The organism is Pantoea eucrina, assembly GCF_020079945.1.
Taxonomy (GTDB): domain Bacteria; phylum Pseudomonadota; class Gammaproteobacteria; order Enterobacterales; family Enterobacteriaceae; genus Pantoea; species Pantoea eucrina.
Map to the genome: position 1 here is coordinate 1,901,381 of NZ_CP083448.1, position 20,954 is coordinate 1,922,334.

A 20,954-nucleotide genomic window follows, 5' to 3' on the forward strand; every position below is an offset into this window, starting at 1 on the left:
GCGCTCGCGCGGCACAATAAGGACGTTTTTATGACTGGCTTCCGCTGGGAAATCATCGGGGAATATATGCCGCTGTTTATCGACGGCGCGATGATGACCCTCAAATGCACGCTTATCTGTGTGATCACGGGCACCCTGTGGGGCCTGACGCTCGGCTTAGGCCGCCTGGCGTCGGCGCCGCACGGCCCGTGGAAATATATACTGCATTACGGCATTCAGTGGCCGGTGCGCATCTATATCAGTGCTTTTCGCGGCACGCCGCTGTTCGTGCAGATTATGGTCGTGCACTTTGCGCTGATCCCGCTATTTATCAATCCGCGCGACGGCGTGCTGGTGGCGAACGGCATTATGCCGGCAGAGTTTGCCCGCGAGCTGCGCGCCAACTATGGCGCTTTTCTTTCCTGCGTTGTGGCCATCACTCTTAATGCAGGCGCTTACGTATCAGAGATTTTTCGCGCCGGGATCCAGTCGATCGATCGCGGCCAGATGGAAGCGTCGCGATCGCTCGGCATGCCATATGGTCGCACTATGCGCAGAGTGATCCTGCCGCAGGCGTTTCGCCGCATGCTGCCGCCGCTCGGCAACAACGCGATCGCTATTGTTAAGGATTCATCGCTGGCGTCAGCGATCGGCCTCGCCGATCTGGCGTATGCTGCCCGTACGGTTTCAGGCGCCTATGCGACTTACTGGGAGCCCTATCTGGTGATTTCGCTGGTGTACTGGGTATTCACCTTCCTGCTGTCGCTGCTGGTTCGTTACATGGAAAAGAGGTTTGGCAAAAGTGATCCACGTTGAAAACTTGCAGAAAAACTTTGGTGAAAACCAGGTGCTGAACGGCATCAGCTGTGACATTCCGGCGCAGGAAGTATTGTGCGTTATCGGTCCGTCCGGCTCCGGTAAAAGCACCTTCCTGCGCTGCCTGAACGGGCTTGAAAGCATTGACGGCGGTCGCGTGGTGGTGAACGGATTTGAGGTACAGGATCCCAAAATCCGCATCAATACGCTGCGTCAACACGTGGGTATGGTGTTTCAGCGCTTCAATCTGTTCCCGCACATGACCGTGCTGGAAAACCTGACTATGGCGCCGATGGATGTGCGCAAACTGTCGCGCCAGCAGGCCACAGAGCAGGCTAAAGCGCTGCTGGAGAAGGTGGGCTTAACCGATAAGATGCACGCCTGGCCAAACAGCTTATCCGGCGGCCAGCAGCAGCGCGTTGCTATTGCACGGGCGCTGGCGATGGAGCCGGAGATCATGCTGTTCGATGAGCCGACCTCCGCGCTCGACCCTGAGCTGGTCGGCGAGGTGCTGAGCGTCATGAAAATGCTGGCGCAGGAAGGCATGACCATGGTGATTGTCACGCATGAAATGGGGTTTGCGCGCGAAGTGGCAGATCGCGTGATGTTTATGGATCAGGGGATCATTCAGGAGCTGGACACGCCGGATGTGCTGTTCACCCGGCCGCAAAATCCGCGTACTCAGGCGTTTCTCAGCAAAGTGCTGGGGTGATACTGCTCCGGTAATAACAAAAATCCACGCCGCAGCGTGGATTTTTTCTGTCTGCTATCCGCTTATTTAAGCGCCAGCGCATTTTTTAGTGTGAAGAACAGATCGGTCTGATCGGTCAGCCCCACCACGTTTGCCGCGTGCGGTCCGTAAGCAGCAATGCGCAGCTGAGCACCGGTATGCTCCTGCGAATCCTCTTCCGAGTTGCCGTAGCTGATGGTCATTACCGCACCATCTTTCGTGTTCAGCGCCTGGGTCAGGCCCGGGGCTTTGGTGCCGTTCTCAACAATCTGACTGCTGTGCGCGTGGTCGGCGGTGACCACCACCAGCGTATCGCCATGTTCGCGGGCATAGGCCAGCGCCACCTGGACCGCTTCGTCGAGATCGACCGTTTCGCCAATCTGGCCGCACGGATTAGCCGCGTGATCCTGTTTATCGATTGAAGCGCCCTCGACCTGCAGGAAGAACCCTTTCTCATTTTTGCTCAGCAGGTCGATCGCTTTTGTTGTCATCTGCGCCAGCGTCGGCACCGATGCCGGACGATCCTGATTAACCTTACAGGTCACCACCGGTTTATCGATGTTGCCATGATAACTGGCTTTGGGACCCTGCCAGCGCACCGGCATATTGCCCGGCGCAAACAGCCCCAGCAGAGGCTGCTGCTGGGTGGCCTGCTGTACCGCGTTCATTGCGTCCAGGTTTTCTACCAGCTGATAGCCGCGCGCCTGCGCCTGCTCATACAGCGTTTTGCCTTTATAGTCGCCTGCTTTAGCCACCTCGTTAAAGCTCTTTGCACCGCCGCCCAGGACCACATCCGGCCGGGTCAGCAGCATTTGCTCGGTAATTGAGCCGCGGCCGCCCTGCTCTAAGGCGTTGCCCGGGCAGAGTTCGCTGGTTTTCTCCGGGCCGTAGCATTTGCGTGAGGTAACATGCGCCATCAGTGCCGCTGGCGTAGCATCCTGCAGTTCGGCAGTAGAGACATTACCCGTTGCTTTGCCGGCCGCTTTAGCCAGCTCAAGCAGCGTGATTTGATCCTTGCCATTGACGTCGACGCCAATCGCCCCGTTATAGGATTTGGTGCCTGTAGCCCACGCGGTGGCGGACGCGGCAGAGTCAGTGACGTAAGAGGGTTTATGCGTTTTTTTATCCAGCGAATAGTGCGTGTACTGCCCGGTAAGCGGAAGCGCATCAATACCGGCAAAAAAGCCGCCCGCTCCCACTGCAAGGTTACGTGCCGCGGTGATCTCAGAGTCACCCATGCCGTCGCCGATCAGTAAAATGACATTTTTCGCCGTCTGATTACTCAGCGAGGCTTTCAGCGCCTCAGTCTGATCGCTGCTCAGCCGACGCGCGCCACCATGCTGCGTCAAATCGCCAGTTGCTGCTCTATTGTATGTTGTAACATCTGCCACCGCGGAGGTGGCAATCAGCGAAGCCAGCAGTGAAACCGTCAGCAGAGGTAAGTGTTTCATTCTTCAGCATCCTTATCAGTGAGACCACCCGGTTATTTTCGCTGCCAAGTCTGCGTCAGCGGGATGACATTTTTGTGTCAGACGCGCAACGTTTCTATGACAATCGCCGCGAAGCGAACAGGGTTAATACAATCTGCGCAGAGCTTAAGCAGATAGAAAAAAAGGAGAAAATAGCGCTTGACCCTTTTCAGCTAACTCCCTATAGTAGCGCCCCGTTGACCCAGTGCGGTTAGCAAAAAAAATATGTGGTGAGGTGTCCGAGTGGCTGAAGGAGCACGCCTGGAAAGTGTGTATACGGCAACGTATCGGGGGTTCGAATCCCCCTCTCACCGCCACAAATTTGAAGAAGAGCCTGAACTCACGTTCAGGCTTTTTTTTTGCATATTGCACAGTGAGAGGGGTATGAGAACCTCCGACCGGGTTCGACAGTGACATCATGACCTTCAGACATGAGCTCACATACAGCTTTTGAGATGGCGCAAGCGACCAACTCAGCCCTTCCGTGATCATTTTCCCTATATCTTCATGCTTCGTGACTGCCTGCGCTAACACATGGTACGGCTAATTGATGTGATTACTATTTGCTCAGGCAATGTCAGGCTTAATGGCGCCTTCATACAGGAGGCCATAAGCGACAGTACAAAATGAATTTTCCATGCTGGATCGCTATCATTCTAATGATTGCATTCGCCGGCGCAGGTAGTGTCGCGCTGGTTAAGATTGCCTCACAGGTTTCTAACAATAATGATGAGAAGGAACCATAACAGGAATGGTTGTTTTTATAGTCGGGCGCTATATCCCCTGTCATGTGATATACTGCCCGTCCCTGAGAAATTTGATATGAAATCTGAAGACACGCTGGACTGGTACCCTGCCCAGCTTCCTCCTGTAAAAACCATACTCGGTGATGCTGTGATCGAAGTCGGCAGAACCGGACGGCCAGTCAATACACGCACACTTCTTGAATACCTCCAGATACAGCAAAACAAACAGAAGTTACGCGATAATAAAATAGCAATGCAGACCGCTATTGATGTTCTGAGAGATAACCAGCGCGTTAACGGAAGGTTATAGCCTCGCGGTTATCGATAGCCTGGCAAAGTTAAGCCGCGGCTCTGTGTAGTCCTGCGCCGGTGAAGGGAACCCCTCAGAGGCCACCGTTAAGGTTGAACCGGAACCACGTCATGTTCTCGCCCTCCTGCGTTGAAGCGTCGCGGAAGGTGGTTGTATGGCTCCGGATCCAGTCATTGGCTGCCTTGAGCGTAAAGTGCCAGTTAACGCGCTCCAGCTCCTCTACGAAGTCAGAAGTGGCAACGGTGCTGCGGCCTGATGGCTCGCGCATGATGAAGCTGATGAATGACAGACAAGCCTCAGCAAACAGGCATGTCTAACCCTGCCTCAGTTTATTGTGAAAAAATGGGGGGTAAACCGGACATAGTTAAAGGTCCTGATGGTGATTCAGGTTACTGCACCCTTCCGGGTGGGGAGCGTATCGAGGAGTGGGCACTGTACCGCCAAGATAACCAATAAGCTGTGGTGCCGGTTAACGGTAACTAAAATGTAAGGTGCCGGGCCTGGCGATCGGTACGAAAATGCGTCTGGTTTACTGTTTGATAGCAGGAAGAAAATTTTAGCTAAGGAGATGGCATGTCAGTTTTTGCGAAGATATCAATTCCGATGTTTTGCATTGCGTTCGCAATGTTCTATTTGGCGCGCAATAAGCGGGACAAAAATTACCTCGTTCCGGGCTTTGTTCTGTTAGCTGCTGGCTTTGTGAATGTCGTGATAGCGTTTACTACGGGTTAGTAGCCGGAAAGAGCGTTTAGATAAGATAAGGCCGCAGAAATGCGGCATTGCACACGCTAAGGCATTTACATCGATACAGCTTAGCGATCAATAATTTACACTTGTTTCTTTCCGAAATCGGCGTCAAATCTTTCAGGCAGCACATCGTTAAGCTCCCGGGCGTGGCGGCCATGAGTGATAACAAAGAAGAATATGAAGCTGATATTGAGAAAGTATTTGGGAAAATGAAGCCTGAACTGTAAAAAATATCCGGATCGCATCCTGGTTTTTCATGCTCCCTCACCCATAAGCCTGCCACTGAGCGGACTTTTTATGCTTATAACTTGCCTTTCTTAATGATCACTATGGCATCGCGGTATACATCTGCCATGAAGACATCATTGGTTGCTCGCCGGTAGGCCTCAAGCCTGCCCAGCAACTCTTCGATTGTGGTTTCAGCCCCGGTGTCAGCGAGTTCGAGTGCTGCTTTCAAAATGGCATTAGCTATCAATTCCACTCTGTCATTGTCATTTTCCATAATCCCCCATCTGTAACTGCTAACCACATTAACACTTGCGGGGTCGGGATGTCGGTTTATCGGGCTTTTTCTTCTATTGAGCTACTATGCTTCCTCTTAAAGCCGGCGCTAAGCGGGCTTTTTTATGCAATGCGTGCCACGCAGAGTAATTTGTCGAATGGTTGTTTCCTTAAGTAACACTGAACGCATATCCTTACTGTCGTCAGCTAACGCTGACAAATGATTTGCCCTTATTGAACGAATTTACGCCCGTGTAACGCGGGTTTTTTTACGTCTGAAAAAAAATAAAATCACATATCAGATGCATTTAATCTCATCAGCAGCACGCTGAAGCAACGCAGGGGCACGGAACTGAGTCCCGCCGCTCCTTAACATCAGGCGCTGAAAAAGTGCAAACATACAAAGCAGTAAGCTTTGGTGCGCGGCAACGCTCAATCAAAGCTAACTGACAGGAGAATAACTATAAACGCACAAGAACGCCGCCGTGCTGCCCAAGCTGATACGATGGGCACCTGTCGAGACCTGAGATCAAAACAGAGAGTGAAAAGAGCCTGAACTCTCGTTCAGGCTCTTTTTTACCTGCCGCAATACTCTCTCAGGCAGTTAAAAATAGGCGAGCTTGCGGTTAACGCCGTTAATCCTGACGGTAATGTAACCCGCCGCCGTGGCTGATGCGGCCGGTGCCGATGCCGGATCGGACGTCAGCGTAACCACTTTGCCGTCATAACCCACGCCGGCGGTGCCGTTGTGATAGTTCATCACCGTTGACAGGTTAACGCGGTTATCCGTATTCAGATTGGTCACTTCAGACAAATCAGGATTAAACAGTGAACATTCACCGCCATCGAACCGCGACGGGCCATCAGTAGTAAGGTTGATGACTACATCACCACACTGTGCTTTAAGCTTGATCCAGACTTCAGCATATTTTCCTTTATCATCAGTGGTGCGAACAATGCAGTCGATGACACCGGAATCACCTTCATAATGCAGATTGCCGCCGACCGAACTTTCTCCGCGATAAATATTGAGCAATGTTTTACCGCAGACGTTGGTAAGCAGTGGTGCGGTAGCTGGCTGTGTCTGAGTATCACGCAGCGCTTTGCCCAACATGTCGATGTTCCAGTGCTGATTAGCACGAGGGAAAAAGAACTTGCCAAGGCGGAACCACTTATCTTCCGTGCTGGTATTGGAGACGCGATATCCCGAGTACCAGCCCGCCTTCATCGAACCCGTCATCTGGGTGCCAAAGTTCTCATCACGGCGCCAGCCCTGTTCATAGTTTGAAAGCAGCGCAAAGCCGGTGCGCTCGGTATCAATGCTGGAACCGGACTGCAGGCTTAGCTGGCGCATCAGAACACGTGAGTAGTTAAGCTTCAGCGGGTTAATGGAGGATTCGATGCTCAGCGCATCAATGATCCACTGACCATTACTCAGATCGCCAGGGAAGCGCGTATGTTCAATCCATACATTACGGATCAGGCCCTGCCCCACGCGCGGCATAAACAGCGTGGCATCACCATAACCGTGCTGGAAATTGGAGTTGGTTAGCTCCACGGCCGTTGAGTGGTCCCAGTTACCCTGGGGTGAATCGGACCAGGTAATGTCAAATACCCGACCATAGGTATTGCTGGAGTAAATCTGATCCAGTCGCGTATCAAGCGTATCGATAAACCTGAACACCGAGTTACCATTGTTTTCCACACGAAAACAGGTGACGTTGATGTACTGGCCTTCAATGGTAATATTTTCAAAAAATGGCTGCTGGTTACTTACCATTGCAGTGGTAATCGCGCCGGTGTTTGCCGTGGTATCGGCGGTCGCCTGACCATCCCAGAAAATACCGCGAATAGCCGTCCGGCGCGCTTTAATTTTGAAAACGGTGTTAGCTGACTTATCCGAGGTAATAATCGTTCTGGGTGCAACACCATATTCGCAGTCGTCGCCATAGAGATTGAAGAATGGCAGCTCGCCTTCACCGGTTAAATCGACAGGATTAATAATAAACTTACCGGCAGGAAAACGTATTCCGATATCGCGGATAGGGTTTTTGTTCGGATCATCAACCGGTGATACAAAGCCTCTGGCCCAGCGGTACATGTTGATACAGGCATCGTGGTTAACTGCGCCGTTATCGGCATCAAATGAAACCGAGCCGCGTAAGCGCTTGCCGCCAAAATGGAAAATATTAATAGCGGATACATCATCAATAATACGCTGCCAGTAATAATCGCCGGCAGAAGAGACCGCAACGGTGCCACTGTCATCCGCAGGGGCTTTACCCTTTGTGTCGACAAAGCCTACAAAGCGGCCACCACCATTAAAGGTTGAGTCCCTGTCGTAATAGCGCTTAAGAAATGCAATTTCACCTGATGCAGAAGGTTTGGTGGTGCGGAGTTCAGCAAATGAATTTACTTCGATCATGATATTTCCTTTTAGGGTTTATTGAGCCTGTTTGCTCGTGGAGAAGCTTTATTTTTCGGTTAAGGTAAATAACCTGCAAAATGCAGATAGTGAGAAAATCGCCTGATGAGTTACCGGAGCGATTCAATTTTTCTTATGGCGCGCTTATCCCGGTTGCAGTTTTCAACCGACGTCATAAGCCTTTCGTTAAGTTCGAGGCTGTCGCCCCAGGTCATAGGATCGGGTACGGGAGGGATTTCGCAGTCAGCCAGCAGCTCTGCCGGAACGGGCATTGCCGGAAGCTGAACGTATTCTTTCTCTGTGTCTGCGCAGGCTGTCAGCCACATCAGCAGGAACAGAGTGAGCGGAACACGCATCCTCTTTAACCGCCTGCCTGATGTAGACAACGCGCCTCTCGCTTTCAGCGTCGTTTTGATATCGATCATGATGAGCAGCCTTTGCGATATCGTTAAAGAGCATTACTGCGGTAATGAGGTTGCTGGTTACTGACTCCGCCTTTTTCCGGGCCTGGACTGCCCGGGAGATCTCCTCCTGCGCCTGCAACATTCGCGAGTGATAGTGACTGGCAACGGCGGCAGATATCACAACCGTCGCCATAAGGAAGAGCCTGAGTACCAGATGCCCGTTATTTATCAGCCAAATCATCACTACTCTCCGCCAGGCACAAAGCGCGTTCCATGTCGCGACGATGCATCAGCCCGCGCCATTTTATGCCACCGGCATAGACCCAGCGGCGCAGCTCTTCGCAGGCCTGAGCCCGATCGCCAGCGTTGAGTTTTTTGAGCAGAGTGGAGCGGGTGAAAGCAGACGGGCCGATGTTATAGGCAAAGCTGTATAGCGATGCGCGCTGATATTCACTCAGGGGAACCTTTACTACGCCATCGACCACCTTTTTAACGGACCGGAGATCGTTTTGCAGCAGCCGATCGCAGTCGCTATCGCTATACTGCCTGCCGCTGATGATATCGCTGCCGGTATGCCCGTCACAGACGGTCCGGACGCCGGCCACATCCTGATAAGCTTTATAAGTACGCCCTTCCGCTCCCTCCTTTCCGCCAAGAAACAGGGTGGCAATCAGCATGGAGCCGCCACCTGCGGCGGCGATCAGTTTTCTGCGCACGCTGCCGGACATAGTCATATCAATCCTCCTCCACTTTTACGGCCGGACCATATTTCTCAAGTGCTTTTACCTGAGCGTTGGCGACCTTGCGTTTGAAGTACCAGTTGATGAGCCCTGTAATGATGATGCCGGCAATACCTGCCAGTACGCCGATGGCAGACCACTCATCAGGACTCAGGCTGGTGAGTACACCGTTAAGAATGGTGCCCCCGGACGTGCCCAGGGCAACACCAGTAACAAGTTTGCTCATAGTTTGAGTGCTCGCAGACGCCGTCCGATCGGACAGGTGCTGTTGATCAACAGAAGAAAAGAGGCCCTCCGCCACAACGGATAGCATTGATGTCGCATTGAGTGGCGGGGGCGGAAACGAAAAAGGCACCGCCGAAGCAGTGCCTTTAGAAAAGGAAATAAACTATTCAGGATTATTTTTTAAGCGTTTCCAGAACGTTTTTGATACACAGCGGCATCATTCTTCCCCTCAAAAAATCTCTTGTATCTGCATAGGGATAGCTGACACCCTTAGCCATCTTTCTGTAGGTTTCTGCGCCTTTTACAGAGACGCTTATGAAGTCATCTTTTTCAATAGCGTAGTCGGAAAGAGCGTGCCCATCCGCTTCAAACGCCTGAACTTCTTCTGACACTATTTGCCTGGTGCTGAGATGGGTCGACATTGATCGGTCAGTTATACGCCATTCCATTTCGCACAGATCGTTAGCTGCGCGTTGCGCATCCGATATCACAGCAAAAGATGGCGCACACAGCACGATTAAAAGGGCGCACAGAATTCTCATTATTTCTCCCTGAAACCGGCATCATATATTTCAGATGCCCATAAAAAAAGCCCTCGCAGCGTGTGAATCTGCAGGGCTCTTTTATTATCACAGAGTGATGAAAGCTGATTTAGTTTGCGGGCTGAACATCATCACGCAACTTCAACTGTTGAAAAGTATACCCCCGGGTTCGGGAAAAGTAAATAGCCTGCGATAATTTAATACACTATTTTTTAGGTCGCTATGCAGTGGCGCTTTTCAGCGCGGCATCTGCGCGGGTTTCCTCAGCTTCCAGCTTAGTAATAAGCCGATCGTAAAATGGCTTACCGCTCTTCTTCCATGTGTCCAGGCTGATAGCGCCGGTGAATTCTGAAATTGCCTTATACGCCCCGGTTGAGGGTATGCGCTCGTAGCAGCGCCTGCACTCACCCTTCACCGGCACCCCCTGCTTTTCCGTTGCCGCTTTTAGCACTGCCTGTCCGCGTCCGTTACAGTCGCGGCATGCAGTTGATACGACGCCCTTGCCTTTGCACGCCCTGCAGAGCACGCGTACGGCCTCTTTGACGTTTCTGGTGAGGCCGCCGTGCAGAGGCGATTTCATTGAAAACACCTCTGCCTCGATGAATCCGGTGGCCTGACAGCATTCGCACGGCTTCACGCTGGCGGCGCTGCGGCAGTAATCGAGCCAGGCATAAGCGGCGAGCGTTTGCATAACTGCCGTTCTGACACCGGCATCAAGCTTGCGAAAGGCGGCAACCTTATCGCAGCTCTCCAGTGCAAAATCAGTTAGCAGGGAGACGGCCCGTGCTGCGTCGATTTCACTGACGCCCATCTTCCCCATGAAAGCGCTGTAACCGAGCTGAACGCGGCTCTGCGTCATACCTATGGCGGCGATATAGTCGATGCCGGTAAGCGTATCAGGCGACGTCTGCGGTGCTGTTCCGCTGAAGTTCTGCCCCTTCGGAAAATGATACTTAACCGTTGCTTCTAAGCTCATACTGCCTCTCTTTGCTTAATCAGTTCGCCTGTTTTATCCCGGCAGTACATCTGCCGCCACAGCGGGATATCGATGTCGTGCTGAATCCTTTGCATCATGCTGTAGTGCGTTTTGCTTTCAGCGTAGCGCGCAGCAGGGCCACGCCCTCCCTCGCCTTTTCCGGGGTGGAGGGCATTGCAGCCTTCAGCAGCTGCCTGCGCGGCTCAGGAATTGTTTCACCGGCCTCGATCCGCGCAGACATTTTGCGCAGCTCTGAGCGGCATTTAATGCGCAGCTCAGACTCGCTCAGGTTGTTAGCGCGCATCAGGCTGCAGAGGCTGGTAACCATCCAGTAATCGGCGTTGCTCTTCCACGGATAGTGCTCCGGAGAGGCATAGTCGCCACGCTGCGCGCAGTAGGTCATCACCCTGCTATAGAGCGTCTCTTCATCCGGCAGGCCCGCAGCGGCGAAAGCGTCCTGTTTACACCAGCTGATGAACTGGCCCGGTGATGGAAGAAATGGCGAGCCGCTGGCGCGCGCCTGGCGCATGCCGGCTGAAAGCTGCTGTTTGCTGGTCACGCCGTTCTCCGCTAAGGCGGCTATCCACTGACGTTTAGCGGCGGCTTCGTCTGCCGGATCCCGCCAGACCGTGCTGACTGAGGCGGGGAAAACCTGCTTCAGCCCGCTGAAGAACTCATCTATCACTTTTTCGATCGCCTGATGCAGGCGTCGATCCGCCGGCTGCGGGACGTCACCGGCCATGCGCGCCAGCGCGCTGCTGTCACGATGATTAACTGCCGTGACGAGATCTCTCATATGAAGTTCTCCCATGCTTCCTGGCTGTTCCAGTGGACGGCAGGCTGCTGCCCCGCTGGTGCCGCCCGGTTACGGTCTGGCTGGTTCATCTGAATTTTCAGTGTGTCCCACTTTTCCCGCAGCTTCGCAGGGCTGAGCACGTTTGACTGCCAGAAGCGATCGCGGCTGGCCCAGAGAAATACCTCACAGATATCGCGGTGCGTAACCTGCAGGGCCGAGCGCAGCAGTCTGATGTCGTTTGACCAGGCGGGCCAGGCGGGCTGCCGGGCATGCGGAGCGACAATCTGCACCCTGCTGAACATCCACCTGGCTGTTTTGAGATCCTCTTCGGTTCCCCACTTGTCCCCCCTGGGAGTCCGGACCGCGGCTTCAGGACGCGATGCAGAAAGCGTTGCAGAGGATGTGTCAGGGGATTCACCAGGATTCTCTGACGCAGAATTATTGTCTTTTGTCACAGTGTCTTTTGTATGCCTCTGTTTTGGTGACAGCGCTGTCGCGGATTTGGTGACAGTGATACCCTCCCGGTGACACCCCGGTATTTGCCACTGTGAAAGGTGTTTATTTGGGCCGATCATCGTCCCTTCCCGGATAAGCACACCCATCTGAATCAGCTCATTTTTTGCCTTGTTAACCTTCTGTCTTGGCAGCCCGGTTAACTGGCTTATCTGGCTGTCAGCAATACGGTCCATGCTTTTATTAAAGCCGCAGGTTTTCCGGCAAACGGCGTGTGCGACTTTGGCCTGATTTCGCGTCAGGCTGGCCCCTATCAGCTCCTCATACAGCGCGTTTGCCAGACGTGTAAATCCCTCTTCGGTATCTGCCATACTTGTCTCCACGGCCCGCAGTCCGGGCCTGATTAGCGTCATAAATTTTCACTTTTTTCTATACACGCACTTTCCGCGATGGCATTGTGGCAATGCATTTAAATAATGCGTATCACGCATATTATGAGTATAATCAAATATGCGCAAGGCGCTTTGCGTGTAACGCATAAAAAAGGTTAACTATCCGCTATGAAAATAGGCGATAAAATCAGACAGATTCGCAAAGCGAATAAGATGACCCTGAGTGAACTTGCCCTGCGTACAGATAGCGATGTGGGCAATCTGTCACGCCTGGAACGCGGCATACAGGGATACAGTGATGGTCTGCTACACAAAATTGCAGCAGCCCTGTCAGTTCCTGTTTCTGAGCTATTCTCTTCTAATGAGGCTAATGATACTGTAGATTCATACAGTGTAAGTTCCATTATAAAAAAGGGGAGAAAAGATGTGTACAGGATTGATGTTCTTGACGTTTCTGCAAGTGCCGGAGACGGGTCGCCGTCTAAAGATGTAGTTGAAGTCATAAGGTCTATTGAATATGTTCCGGATCAGGCGCGCGTGATATTCGGCAACCGGCCGGAAACCTCTGTTAAGCTGATCAACGTCCGCGGTGACAGCATGGAGGGAACCATTGAGCCCGGTGATCTCATCTTTGTAGACGTAGCTGTCAGCACGTTTGATGGGGATGGAATTTACGTCTTTGACTTCAACGGCGATATGTTTGTTAAGCGCCTGCAAAAAGTTAAGCGCGAAATTATCGTTATCTCTGACAATCCCCGTTATCGTGAATGGTCTATCTCAGAAGAAGAACTCTCTATGCTCCATGTTGCTGGCAGGGTAATGCTCAGTCAGTCCCAGCAGTTCCGACGTCACGGATAACCGCCCTCTTTTCAACCAGGCTCGCGTTATGCGGGCTTTTTTGTACCTGCCGCATTATTTTCATAAAATCTAATGTGAAAACATTAGCCTGGTTTGGTTTACCTCAAGCTGTTTTGTGCCATGCTATGCGTTTTACGCATAATGCCAGGGCGCCATAAATGGCGCCCCTGTAAGGTTGCGTCCCCTGCCAATTTGTGCAATGCATATTATCGGATTCAGGTGCCCACTCCTGACCGCAATGCGCCATCATCAGCAAACTCAGACCGCAGCTCTGCTCCACCTCTGCTAAACTGACCCGGCAGCAACATTCAGCAGGCATAAACCGGATGCGGGTATCAGCTACCTCTTTCGCTCAAACCTGCTGAAGGAGACGCCATGTTGCAGACACCTTGTGGATTGTCATCAACGTGGTCAGGGCCGTGGGGCCTGAAGAAACATATGTTTTATTAAGGAAAAAGTTATGGATGATGTAGATCTGGCACAGGAACGAGAAGCCGCTCATCTGGAGAGCGCCCTGTTTGCGCGTAAACCACGTCTGGTGAGCGCAACGGGCAACTGTATCTGGTGCAGAGATGAACGCGTTGTCGCCGATACTGCATTTTGCTCTGCAGAGTGCGGAGAGGACTATCACAAGCACCAGCGTGAAATGAAACAGCGTATTAACGGCGAATAAGCCAGCCGCGGCATGAATTTATGCCTGAAAAAAGCCTGAACGCGCGTTCAGGCTTGATTATCTGCTGTGTCTGACTACCTTAATTTTTGGCGGGTAGCGCGGGTTCAGCAGCCGCAACGCCGGTCAGTTCGCTCAGACCTGCATGGTTAATTTCACCATCGGCTTTATCCACGGCCTGAGAGATAGTCAGCAGATTCTGCAGTTCGCTGAGCAGAATAGCGGCATCGGACCTCAGCACCTCATCGTTTTCAGCGGAGTCGATAACCGTATTGATCGCTTTATTTGCCGCATCGATCATCTCCGTCACTCCACCCTGCCTGCTGACAGCCAGTACCAGCGCGCTAATCAGCAGCGACTGTGCTTCAACCCGGGCGGTCAGCTGTTTCATGTCCGCATCAATGTGCGATATTTTTGCCAGCATACTCAGGACGACGTTTTTCACTGGTTGTGCTCCCTGAAAAAAGATCAATCTTACCGCGTTAGCGAACCGCTGCAACCCTATCACTCTGAAAGGTCGTCAGGCTCTGCAGGTGAGATTACGGACAGAAAAAACCCGGCCGGGGCCGGGTTTGTCAACGTAACAGGATGCTATCAGCCGTAGGCGTGCAGCGTGCGCTGGCAGAGTGCTGAGCGAACGCAGTCCTCTTTCGCAAAGCGCACCACGCCCACCATCTCATCCTCTTCAAAGCGTGCCAGCGCATCGGCAAGACCGGACTGGACGCTGGCGGGCAGATCGCACTGGGTAATATCACCGTTAACGATAACCGTGACATTTTCCCCCAGGCGGGTCAGAAACATCTTCATCTGTGCAGCGGTGACGTTTTGTGCCTCGTCGAGGATAACCACTGCGTTCTCAAAAGTACGTCCACGCATATAGGCGAAGGGCGCAATCTCTACCTTGGCGATTTCAGGCCGCAGGCAGTACTGCATAAAGGAAGCGCCGAGACGTTTAACCAGAACGTCATAAACCGGACGAAAATAGGGGGCGAATTTCTCGGAAATGTCTCCGGGCAGGAAACCGAGATCTTCATCCGCCTGCAGTACCGGGCGCGTCACGATTATCCTTTCGATATCCTTATTGATCAGGGCCTCAGCTGCTTTTGCAGCGCTAATCCAGGTTTTACCGCAGCCAGCTTCACCGGTTGCGAATATCAGCTGTTTCGTTTCTATGGCGTTAAGATAGTGCGCCTGAGCTTCATTCCGGGCTGCAATTGGTGCCCGGTCGCGCACGTCGCGCGCCATGCCAATAGCATCTAACCCGCCCATCTGCACCAGCGAAGTGACCGATTCTTCTTCGCGCTGACGATGACTCCGGGAGTCACTACGAAGCACACGACGAGCTTCACGACGCGCTTTGATCACTGCTTTCTGTCTTCCCATAGTGGCACCTTACAGTTGGTTTCATGAATCGCGACGGATCACCCGCGGCGATGACTTGAACGCTTTAGAGGTTACGTTGGCTTCCTTTTAGCCGTACTGATACACAAAACGGGGTGTACAACAGCGCCGAAACGCCGCAGCGTACCGGATAAAAACAAACGGGATGATGAAGATAGTGGATGAAAGAAGAGTAAAACGCTGACAGGAGGCTCGCTCCCGCAGAGAACTGCGCTTGCTGTGTTACACCTGCTGGTTCCGGGATGGAACGCCTCATGCGCGAACTCCAGTGGCTGATGCCACAAAACTGACAACGCTTATGAGTAAAGTGAAACATAGCGCCGAAAATTTGCAACACTATTTTTACTTTCCGATGCAAATTAAGATTTATGGTGGCGATCGCATCAGGCGTAGTCCGTAAAAAATGCAAGTAAAACAATAGCTATATAAAATATAAAAAGGATCCTTTGCGGATCCTTTTATGATGCAGAACGCTTATCAGGCGCAATAAGCCTTGCCGGGAGCAGGGTTCAGGCTTCAATCAGCGATTGGCCAAGATAGTGCGTGGCATCGGCGACGCCCGGCAGCGCAAAAAAGTAGCCGCCGCCGGTGGGCCGGACATACTCTTCCAGCGCTTCACCGTTAAGCCGCTGCTGCACGGTGATAAAGCCTTTACTGAGATCGTGCTGATAGCAGATAAACAGCAGCCCCATATCCAGCTGCCCTGCTCCGGTGATCCCGGCTGAGTAGCTGTAGCCACGCCGCAGTATCAGGCTGTCTGCCGTCTCAGGCGTACGCGGGTTAGCGAGCCGGATATGGGCATCCAGCGCTATCACATCCCCGTCCGGATCGCTGGCATAATCCGGCTCATCATGCTCATGATGCCCGCCAAGCGGCGCTCCGCTGAGCTTTTCCCGGCCAAAAATAGTCTGCTGCTCACCCAGTGGCGTGCGATCCCACTGCTCAACGCGGAAACGAATAATCCGCACCGCCTGATAGCTGCCGCCATATGTCCAGGCAGGCTCCTGCTGATCGGCCGTGACCCACAGCATTTTATTCATCAGCGCGCCGTTTTGCGCATCCGGATTCGCCGTGCCATCTTTAAAACCCAGCAGATTAATCGGGGTTTCCTGCCCGTTACTGCGCGCTGCGTGCTCAGGAATAAACCCTTCGCGCCGCCAGCGGACCGCCAGCAGATCGGGAGCGTGTTTGATGATATCGCGCAGCGCATGGATCACGGTGTCCTGACTATTGGCGCAGATCTGAATCAATAAATCCCCGTGGCACTGACTGGCGTCAAGCGAATCATTGGGGAAGCGCGTCATTGCCTGCAGCTGTGCAGGCTTGTGCGCGCCCAGCCCAAAGCGTTCGTCAAACAGCGAACTGCCCACGGACAGCGTCAGCGTCAGGTTATCCGGTGCAATAGTGGCACCGAGAATACCGGAGTCAGCCGGCGGCAGCTGCGCATTTTTCACTGCAGGTGCGGGTCCACCCTGCGTCAGAAATGCGAACCTCTCCGTCAGCAGCCGCAACAGACGCCTCAGCTCCGCTTTCCCGTCGGCCAGCACGTCAAAGGCCACCAGCATCATGGCGGCCTGCTGCGGCGTCAGGATGCCCGCCTGGTGCGCGCCGTAAAATGGTTGCACCTGCTGACGCGCATCAGGTGCAACCGTGCCCGGAGAAAAATGCTCTGCTGCTGCGTCTGCGTGGAACGGACAGCTACCCCCGAGCGCGGCTGCACCGCCCAGTACACCCAATCCCTGCAGTAACCGACGACGTGCCGGCTGCATAGCATCATGCTGTTTACTCATCGTTAATCGAGGCCCAGCGTACCGCGCAGCAGAGAGAGATCTTCAGCCAGTACGGTGATCGGTGCTTTCAACGCATTGCGATCGGCCGCGGTCAGCTTCTCATAGGATGCGTAGCCCTCAGCCGTACGGTATTTATCCAGAATTGCGTCAACTTTGCTGAAGTTGGTATCGATTTTTGTCAGAAGCTGCGGATTCCGCTGCTGCAATAGCGGGCGCAGCAGCGACACAATTTTCTGCGCGCCGTCGACGTTTGCCCGGAAATCAGACAGGTCAGTGCGGCTGTAACGATCCTCCTCTCCGGAGATTTTGCTCGCAGCCACCTCTTCGATCAGACCCGCTGCGCCACCCACGACTTTAACCGGCGCAAATGCCAGTGCGCTGATGCGCGCCTGCAGCGCTTTAACATCATCATTAAGCTGACTGGCGAAAGGCGTGGCACCGGTCGTGGTGCGATCGGCAAACAGCAGTTTCTCCAGCCGGTGAAAACCGGTGAATTTAGGATCTGCCGCTTTCTGCTCAAAATCATCTTCGCGTGCGTCGATACTGCCATCCAGATCGGAGAAGAGTTCAGCAACAGGCTCAATACGCTCGTAGTGGGCGCGGGTTGGTGCATAGAGCGCTCTCGCCTTGTCACCGTCGCCTGCATTAATGGCTGCCGTAAACGCTTTGGTGCTGCTTACCAGCGCGTTAACTTCATTCAGGACATACGCTTTGTAGTCGGCGATAGGCTGAGCCAGCTGCAGCAGCGCTTTCTGCTCTGGCGTTGATGACTGTCCCGATCCGGCCACCGTCAGTTTGCCTTTTGGATTGCTCAGCAGGCCGCAGGTCATCTCATACTCACCCGCTTCCAGATTTGCCGTCAGCTTTTGCGTAAAGCCCGGCGCGATATTTTCCCGCTCCTCGACCACCATGACCCCTTTCAGGATCTCCCACTCCAGCGCTTTCTGGCTATGGTTTTTGATAATGAACTGGCTTTTACCCGCCGGCACGTTCAGCGTCATGGGCTCACACTGTTTATCCGTAACGGTGACGGTGAACTGCGGGATCTCTGCAGCGACTGCAGCCCCGGAAAGCAGCAGCGCGACGACAGAGGCGGTAGCGCGTAACGTGGTATTCATGATGGTATCCGTGTTAAAGAGTCAGGTTAAAACAATCGGGATTAGCGCAGGCTGCGTGCGGCAGCCGGAGCAGAAGGCGCCGGGAAAAAAAACAGCAGCAGCGCCGGCACCAGATAGAGCAGCCAGGCTGCAACCTCACTGACGCTGGGCGCTTCCTGATAGCCGAGCAGGCCTTCAAGCAGCGTACCGGCCAGAGAGTGCACAGAGAGCACGCTGCTTATATCAAACGCCGTTGCCTGGAAGTGGTTCCACAATCCCGCCTCATGGAAAGCGCGGATTGCGCCGGCCGCAAGCCCGGCGGCTACAAACAGAATGAACAGGCTGCTCCAGCGGAAAAAATGGGCCAGATTAAGCCGGACGCCGCCGTAGTAGATCAGCGTACCGAGCAGCGCTGCGGTCAGCAGGCCAAGCAGCGCGCCCGCAGGTGGGGCATAGCCCACATCCTGCGTAAAGGCCGCCAGCAGAAAGAACACCGACTCCAGCCCTTCGCGCGCTACGGCGAGAAACACCATAATCACCAGCGGCAGGCCGCTGCCGCCCCGCTTTGCCAGCGCCTGATCCACTGACTTCTCCAGCGTCAGGCGCATGCTGCGCGCAACTTTGCGCATCCAGAACACCATGGTGGTCAGCATCACGACCGCAATCAGCGCTACCACGCCTTCAAACAGCTCCTGCTGCTTCTGCGGAAACTCACCGGTAGTGGCATTGATGGCGATACCCAGTCCCGCGCAGAGCACAATGGCCGCTATCACCCCGCCCCACATCGCCGGGAACCACCGGGTGCGTCCGGTGCGCTTCAGATAGCTGGCGATCAGGCTGACAATCAGCGCCGCTTCCAGACCTTCACGGAGCATAATGAGAAACGGAACAAACATCGTTTGCCTCTTAAGTGTTTAGCAGGGTAAATCTGTCGTAAAAAAACGTAAAGCGCGAACGATATCGATTATCATTATCGCTGCAGAAAAAACAAGTCACTGCGGGAAATTATTTTGCTGCACAGGGGGGAGAAGTCAGGGGATGACTGTTCAGAAAGGTCGGCAGGATCACGTTGCCTGACGCCTCAACGTAAAAAGGAGGCACATTACTGTGCCTCCTTTTTGATGGCGGTGCCGCAACGCACCGCGCGAATACCTTAATCTGCCTGGTATTCCGCTTCCGCAGCGGCAAAACGCTGCTGCGCGGCGGCGGAAGGTGCTTTGCCCGTCAGGCTGAAGACCACAATCGCGATGCTGGCAAAGATGAAGCCTGGAATGATTTCATACAGCTCAGCGTAACCGTACTGTTTCCACAGCAGCACCGTCGCGGCACCAATTACCATTCCCGCCAGCGCGCCGTTACGCGTCATGCGCTTCCAGCAGACACCAAACAGCACCACCGGACCAAACGCCGCGCCAAAGCCAGCCCATGCATAGCTCACCAGGCCCAGCACCCGGTTATCCGGATTGGATGCCAGGGCAATAGCAATCAGTGCAATCAGCAGCACCATGGCACGTCCGACCCATACCAGCTCCTGCTGGCTGGCATTTTTACGCAGGAAGCCCTTATAGAGATCTTCCGTCAGCGCACTTGAACAGACCAGCAGCTGGCAGCTCAGAGTGGACATGACCGCAGCAAGAATGGCCGAAAGCAGAATACCGGCGATCCACGGGTTAAACAGAATACGCGTCAGCTCAATAAAGATACGTTCTCCATTCTGCGTGACGCCTGCGGCCTGCGCCGGGTTATTCTGGAAGTAGGCGATACCAAAGAAGCCTACGGCAACCGCGCCCGCCAGGCAGAAGATCATCCATGCCATGCCGATGCGACGCGCAGTACGGATGGAGCGATGAGAGTCTGCCGCCATAAAGCGTGCCAGGATATGCGGCTGCCCGAAGTAGCCCAGCCCCCAGCCCAGCAGCGAGATGACCGCGACAAAATTGAGCCCCTTGAGCATATCGAGGTTCTCGATGCTCTTCTCGCGGATCACCGTCAGTGAATCATCAAAGCCGCCTACGGCGATAATGACAATCACCGGCGTCAGGATCAGCGCAAAAATCATCAGCGTCGCCTGCACCGTATCGGTCCAGCTCACGGCCAGGAAGCCGCCCACCAGCGTATAGAGTATGGTGGCCGCTGCGCCCGCCCAGATAGCGGTCTGGTAATCCATACCAAAGGTGCTTTCAAACAGGCGCGCACCGGCCACCACGCCTGAAGCGCAGTAAATGGTGAAGAAAATCAGGATAACCACCGCGGAGATCACGCGCAGCAGCTTGCTTTTGTCTTCGAAGCGGCTGGTAAAGAAGTCAGGCAGCGTCAGCGCATTATCGTGATGCTCGGTCTGCACGCGCAGACGACCCGCCACAATTTTCCAGTTCAGCCAGGCGCCAATTGTCAGGCCGATAGCGATCCAGCTTTCAGAGATGCCGGACAGAAAGATGGCACCAGGCAGGCCCATCAGCAGCCAGCCACTCATATCGGAGGCACCGGCTGAGAGCGCCGTAACAAAACTGCCCAGGCTGCGGCCGCCCAGAATATAATCATCAAAGTTTTTTGTTGACCGGTAAGCGATAAACCCTATCAACACCATCCCAAGGATATAGATAATAAAGGTCACCAGCATTGGTGTACTTATACTCATACTCTCTCCACTTATTATGTAATTGCTTAAGAGAAATTCTTTGCCCGCCCTGCCTCAGCAGCATTAGCCGGGCGTCTCCCTGGCGCGACGTATCACTTACCCTCTTTGTCACGGCAGTCGAATCAGCGCGGCAGCACCGGAACGGGGTGGCCACTGCGCGTTACCGCCGCCAGAGAAGCGAATTTCTCTTAAGGCGCGGTATCCTGCCGCAAAGGTGCGATGCGCACAATGGATTTAACACAGCTGTTA

The 20,954-nt window shown here is 53.8% G+C and carries 23 protein-coding genes, 1 tRNA gene and 1 pseudogene; 7 read left to right on the plus strand and 18 right to left on the minus strand.

Going from position 1 to position 20,954, the window contains the following annotated elements:
- Positions 1-30: 30 nt before the first annotated feature.
- Positions 31-795, plus strand: coding sequence for an amino acid ABC transporter permease (locus LAC65_RS08940; protein WP_039384993.1), 765 nt, complete (start codon positions 31-33; stop codon positions 793-795).
- Complete coding sequence (locus tag LAC65_RS08945; protein ID WP_039385981.1) at positions 782-1,507, plus strand: amino acid ABC transporter ATP-binding protein; 726 nt, start codon at positions 782-784, stop codon at positions 1,505-1,507. Before LAC65_RS08940 ends, LAC65_RS08945 begins: the two co-directional genes overlap by 14 nt.
- 62 nt (positions 1,508-1,569) lie before the next feature.
- Here the strand turns inward: LAC65_RS08945 and phoA are convergent, their stop codons facing one another.
- A complete protein-coding gene (gene phoA, locus LAC65_RS08950) occupies positions 1,570-2,976 on the minus strand; it encodes an alkaline phosphatase (protein ID WP_039384994.1) in 1,407 nt (468 codons plus the stop codon).
- A 247-nt stretch (positions 2,977-3,223) separates the two neighbouring features.
- Here phoA and LAC65_RS08955 point away from each other — a divergent pair.
- Positions 3,224-3,311: transfer RNA gene (locus tag LAC65_RS08955), tRNA-Ser, on the plus strand.
- A 505-nt stretch (positions 3,312-3,816) separates the two neighbouring features.
- Positions 3,817-4,050, plus strand: a complete 234-nt coding sequence (locus LAC65_RS08960; RefSeq protein ID WP_039384996.1) for a hypothetical protein — start codon at positions 3,817-3,819, stop codon at positions 4,048-4,050.
- A gap of 73 nt (positions 4,051-4,123) precedes the next feature.
- Here the strand turns inward: LAC65_RS08960 and LAC65_RS08965 are convergent, their stop codons facing one another.
- Entirely contained in the window at positions 4,124-4,318 is a 195-nt protein-coding gene (locus LAC65_RS08965; protein ID WP_052246500.1) for a hypothetical protein, read from the minus strand.
- A gap of 74 nt (positions 4,319-4,392) precedes the next feature.
- Between LAC65_RS08965 and LAC65_RS08970 the strand changes: the two genes are divergently transcribed.
- Positions 4,393-4,506 (plus strand): putative hemolysin, encoded by a 114-nt coding sequence (locus tag LAC65_RS08970; protein WP_338045672.1) that lies wholly within the window; start codon positions 4,393-4,395, stop codon positions 4,504-4,506.
- 592 nt (positions 4,507-5,098) lie between these two features.
- Here the strand turns inward: LAC65_RS08970 and LAC65_RS08975 are convergent.
- The 10 genes and pseudogenes from LAC65_RS08975 to LAC65_RS09020 all read right to left on the minus strand — a co-directional run.
- Positions 5,099-5,299, minus strand: coding sequence for a hypothetical protein (locus LAC65_RS08975; protein ID WP_039385001.1), 201 nt, complete (start codon positions 5,297-5,299; stop codon positions 5,099-5,101).
- Between the two features lie 603 nt (positions 5,300-5,902).
- The gene (locus LAC65_RS08980) at positions 5,903-7,723 is read right to left on the minus strand and encodes an amylovoran biosynthesis protein AmsF (protein ID WP_039385003.1); all 1,821 of its coding nucleotides are present in this window, start codon (positions 7,721-7,723) and stop codon (positions 5,903-5,905) included.
- A 110-nt stretch (positions 7,724-7,833) separates the two neighbouring features.
- On the minus strand, positions 7,834-8,148 hold the full coding sequence (gene lysC / locus LAC65_RS08985) for an Rz1-like lysis system protein LysC (protein WP_071667929.1): 315 nt from the start codon (positions 8,146-8,148) through the stop codon (positions 7,834-7,836).
- 200 nt (positions 8,149-8,348) lie between these two features.
- Positions 8,349-8,861, minus strand: coding sequence for a lysozyme (locus LAC65_RS08990; protein ID WP_039385005.1), 513 nt, complete (start codon positions 8,859-8,861; stop codon positions 8,349-8,351).
- Between the two features lies 1 nt (position 8,862).
- Positions 8,863-9,093, minus strand: coding sequence for a class II holin family protein (locus LAC65_RS08995; protein ID WP_039385006.1), 231 nt, complete (start codon positions 9,091-9,093; stop codon positions 8,863-8,865).
- A 172-nt stretch (positions 9,094-9,265) separates the two neighbouring features.
- Complete coding sequence (locus LAC65_RS09000) at positions 9,266-9,634, minus strand: hypothetical protein (protein ID WP_039385009.1); 369 nt, start codon at positions 9,632-9,634, stop codon at positions 9,266-9,268.
- A 220-nt stretch (positions 9,635-9,854) separates the two neighbouring features.
- Positions 9,855-10,610: an antitermination protein Q gene (locus LAC65_RS09005; protein ID WP_039385011.1), complete on the minus strand. Its 756-nt coding sequence runs from the start codon at positions 10,608-10,610 to the stop codon at positions 9,855-9,857.
- A 94-nt stretch (positions 10,611-10,704) separates the two neighbouring features.
- A complete protein-coding gene (locus LAC65_RS09010) occupies positions 10,705-11,406 on the minus strand; it encodes a replication protein P (RefSeq protein ID WP_039385013.1) in 702 nt (233 codons plus the stop codon).
- Positions 11,403-11,708 carry a hypothetical protein gene (locus LAC65_RS09015; RefSeq protein ID WP_224144870.1) on the minus strand — a complete coding sequence of 102 codons (306 nt, stop codon included), beginning with the start codon at positions 11,706-11,708 and terminating at the stop codon, positions 11,403-11,405. The genes LAC65_RS09010 and LAC65_RS09015 overlap by 4 nt, the downstream gene beginning before the upstream one ends.
- A 300-nt stretch (positions 11,709-12,008) precedes the next feature.
- Positions 12,009-12,272: pseudogene (locus tag LAC65_RS09020) on the minus strand (replication protein); the annotation flags it as partial.
- Positions 12,273-12,419: 147 nt separating this feature from the next.
- On the opposite strand from LAC65_RS09020, the gene LAC65_RS09025 reads away from it, so the two are divergent.
- Positions 12,420-13,109, plus strand: a complete 690-nt coding sequence (locus LAC65_RS09025; protein ID WP_039385017.1) for an XRE family transcriptional regulator — start codon at positions 12,420-12,422, stop codon at positions 13,107-13,109.
- A gap of 460 nt (positions 13,110-13,569) precedes the next feature.
- Positions 13,570-13,782 carry a hypothetical protein gene (locus LAC65_RS09030; protein WP_039385019.1) on the plus strand — a complete coding sequence of 71 codons (213 nt, stop codon included), beginning with the start codon at positions 13,570-13,572 and terminating at the stop codon, positions 13,780-13,782.
- A 79-nt stretch (positions 13,783-13,861) separates the two neighbouring features.
- On the opposite strand, the gene iraP is transcribed toward LAC65_RS09030, so the two are convergent.
- From iraP to putP, 6 genes are all read right to left on the minus strand, one after another.
- Positions 13,862-14,224: an anti-adapter protein IraP gene (gene iraP, locus LAC65_RS09035; RefSeq protein WP_039385021.1), complete on the minus strand. Its 363-nt coding sequence runs from the start codon at positions 14,222-14,224 to the stop codon at positions 13,862-13,864.
- A 149-nt stretch (positions 14,225-14,373) separates the two neighbouring features.
- A complete protein-coding gene (gene phoH, locus LAC65_RS09040) occupies positions 14,374-15,162 on the minus strand; it encodes a phosphate starvation-inducible protein PhoH (RefSeq protein ID WP_039385023.1) in 789 nt (262 codons plus the stop codon).
- A gap of 527 nt (positions 15,163-15,689) precedes the next feature.
- Entirely contained in the window at positions 15,690-16,970 is a 1,281-nt protein-coding gene (gene efeB, locus LAC65_RS09045; RefSeq protein WP_039385025.1) for an iron uptake transporter deferrochelatase/peroxidase subunit, read from the minus strand.
- Between the two features lie 2 nt (positions 16,971-16,972).
- Positions 16,973-18,088, minus strand: a complete 1,116-nt coding sequence (gene efeO / locus LAC65_RS09050; RefSeq protein WP_039385027.1) for an iron uptake system protein EfeO — start codon at positions 18,086-18,088, stop codon at positions 16,973-16,975.
- A 41-nt stretch (positions 18,089-18,129) separates the two neighbouring features.
- Complete coding sequence (gene efeU, locus LAC65_RS09055) at positions 18,130-18,963, minus strand: iron uptake transporter permease EfeU (protein ID WP_039385029.1); 834 nt, start codon at positions 18,961-18,963, stop codon at positions 18,130-18,132.
- Positions 18,964-19,220: 257 nt separating this feature from the next.
- Positions 19,221-20,705 carry a sodium/proline symporter PutP gene (putP, locus tag LAC65_RS09060; protein ID WP_039385031.1) on the minus strand — a complete coding sequence of 495 codons (1,485 nt, stop codon included), beginning with the start codon at positions 20,703-20,705 and terminating at the stop codon, positions 19,221-19,223.
- Between the last annotated feature and the right edge of the window lie 249 nt (positions 20,706-20,954).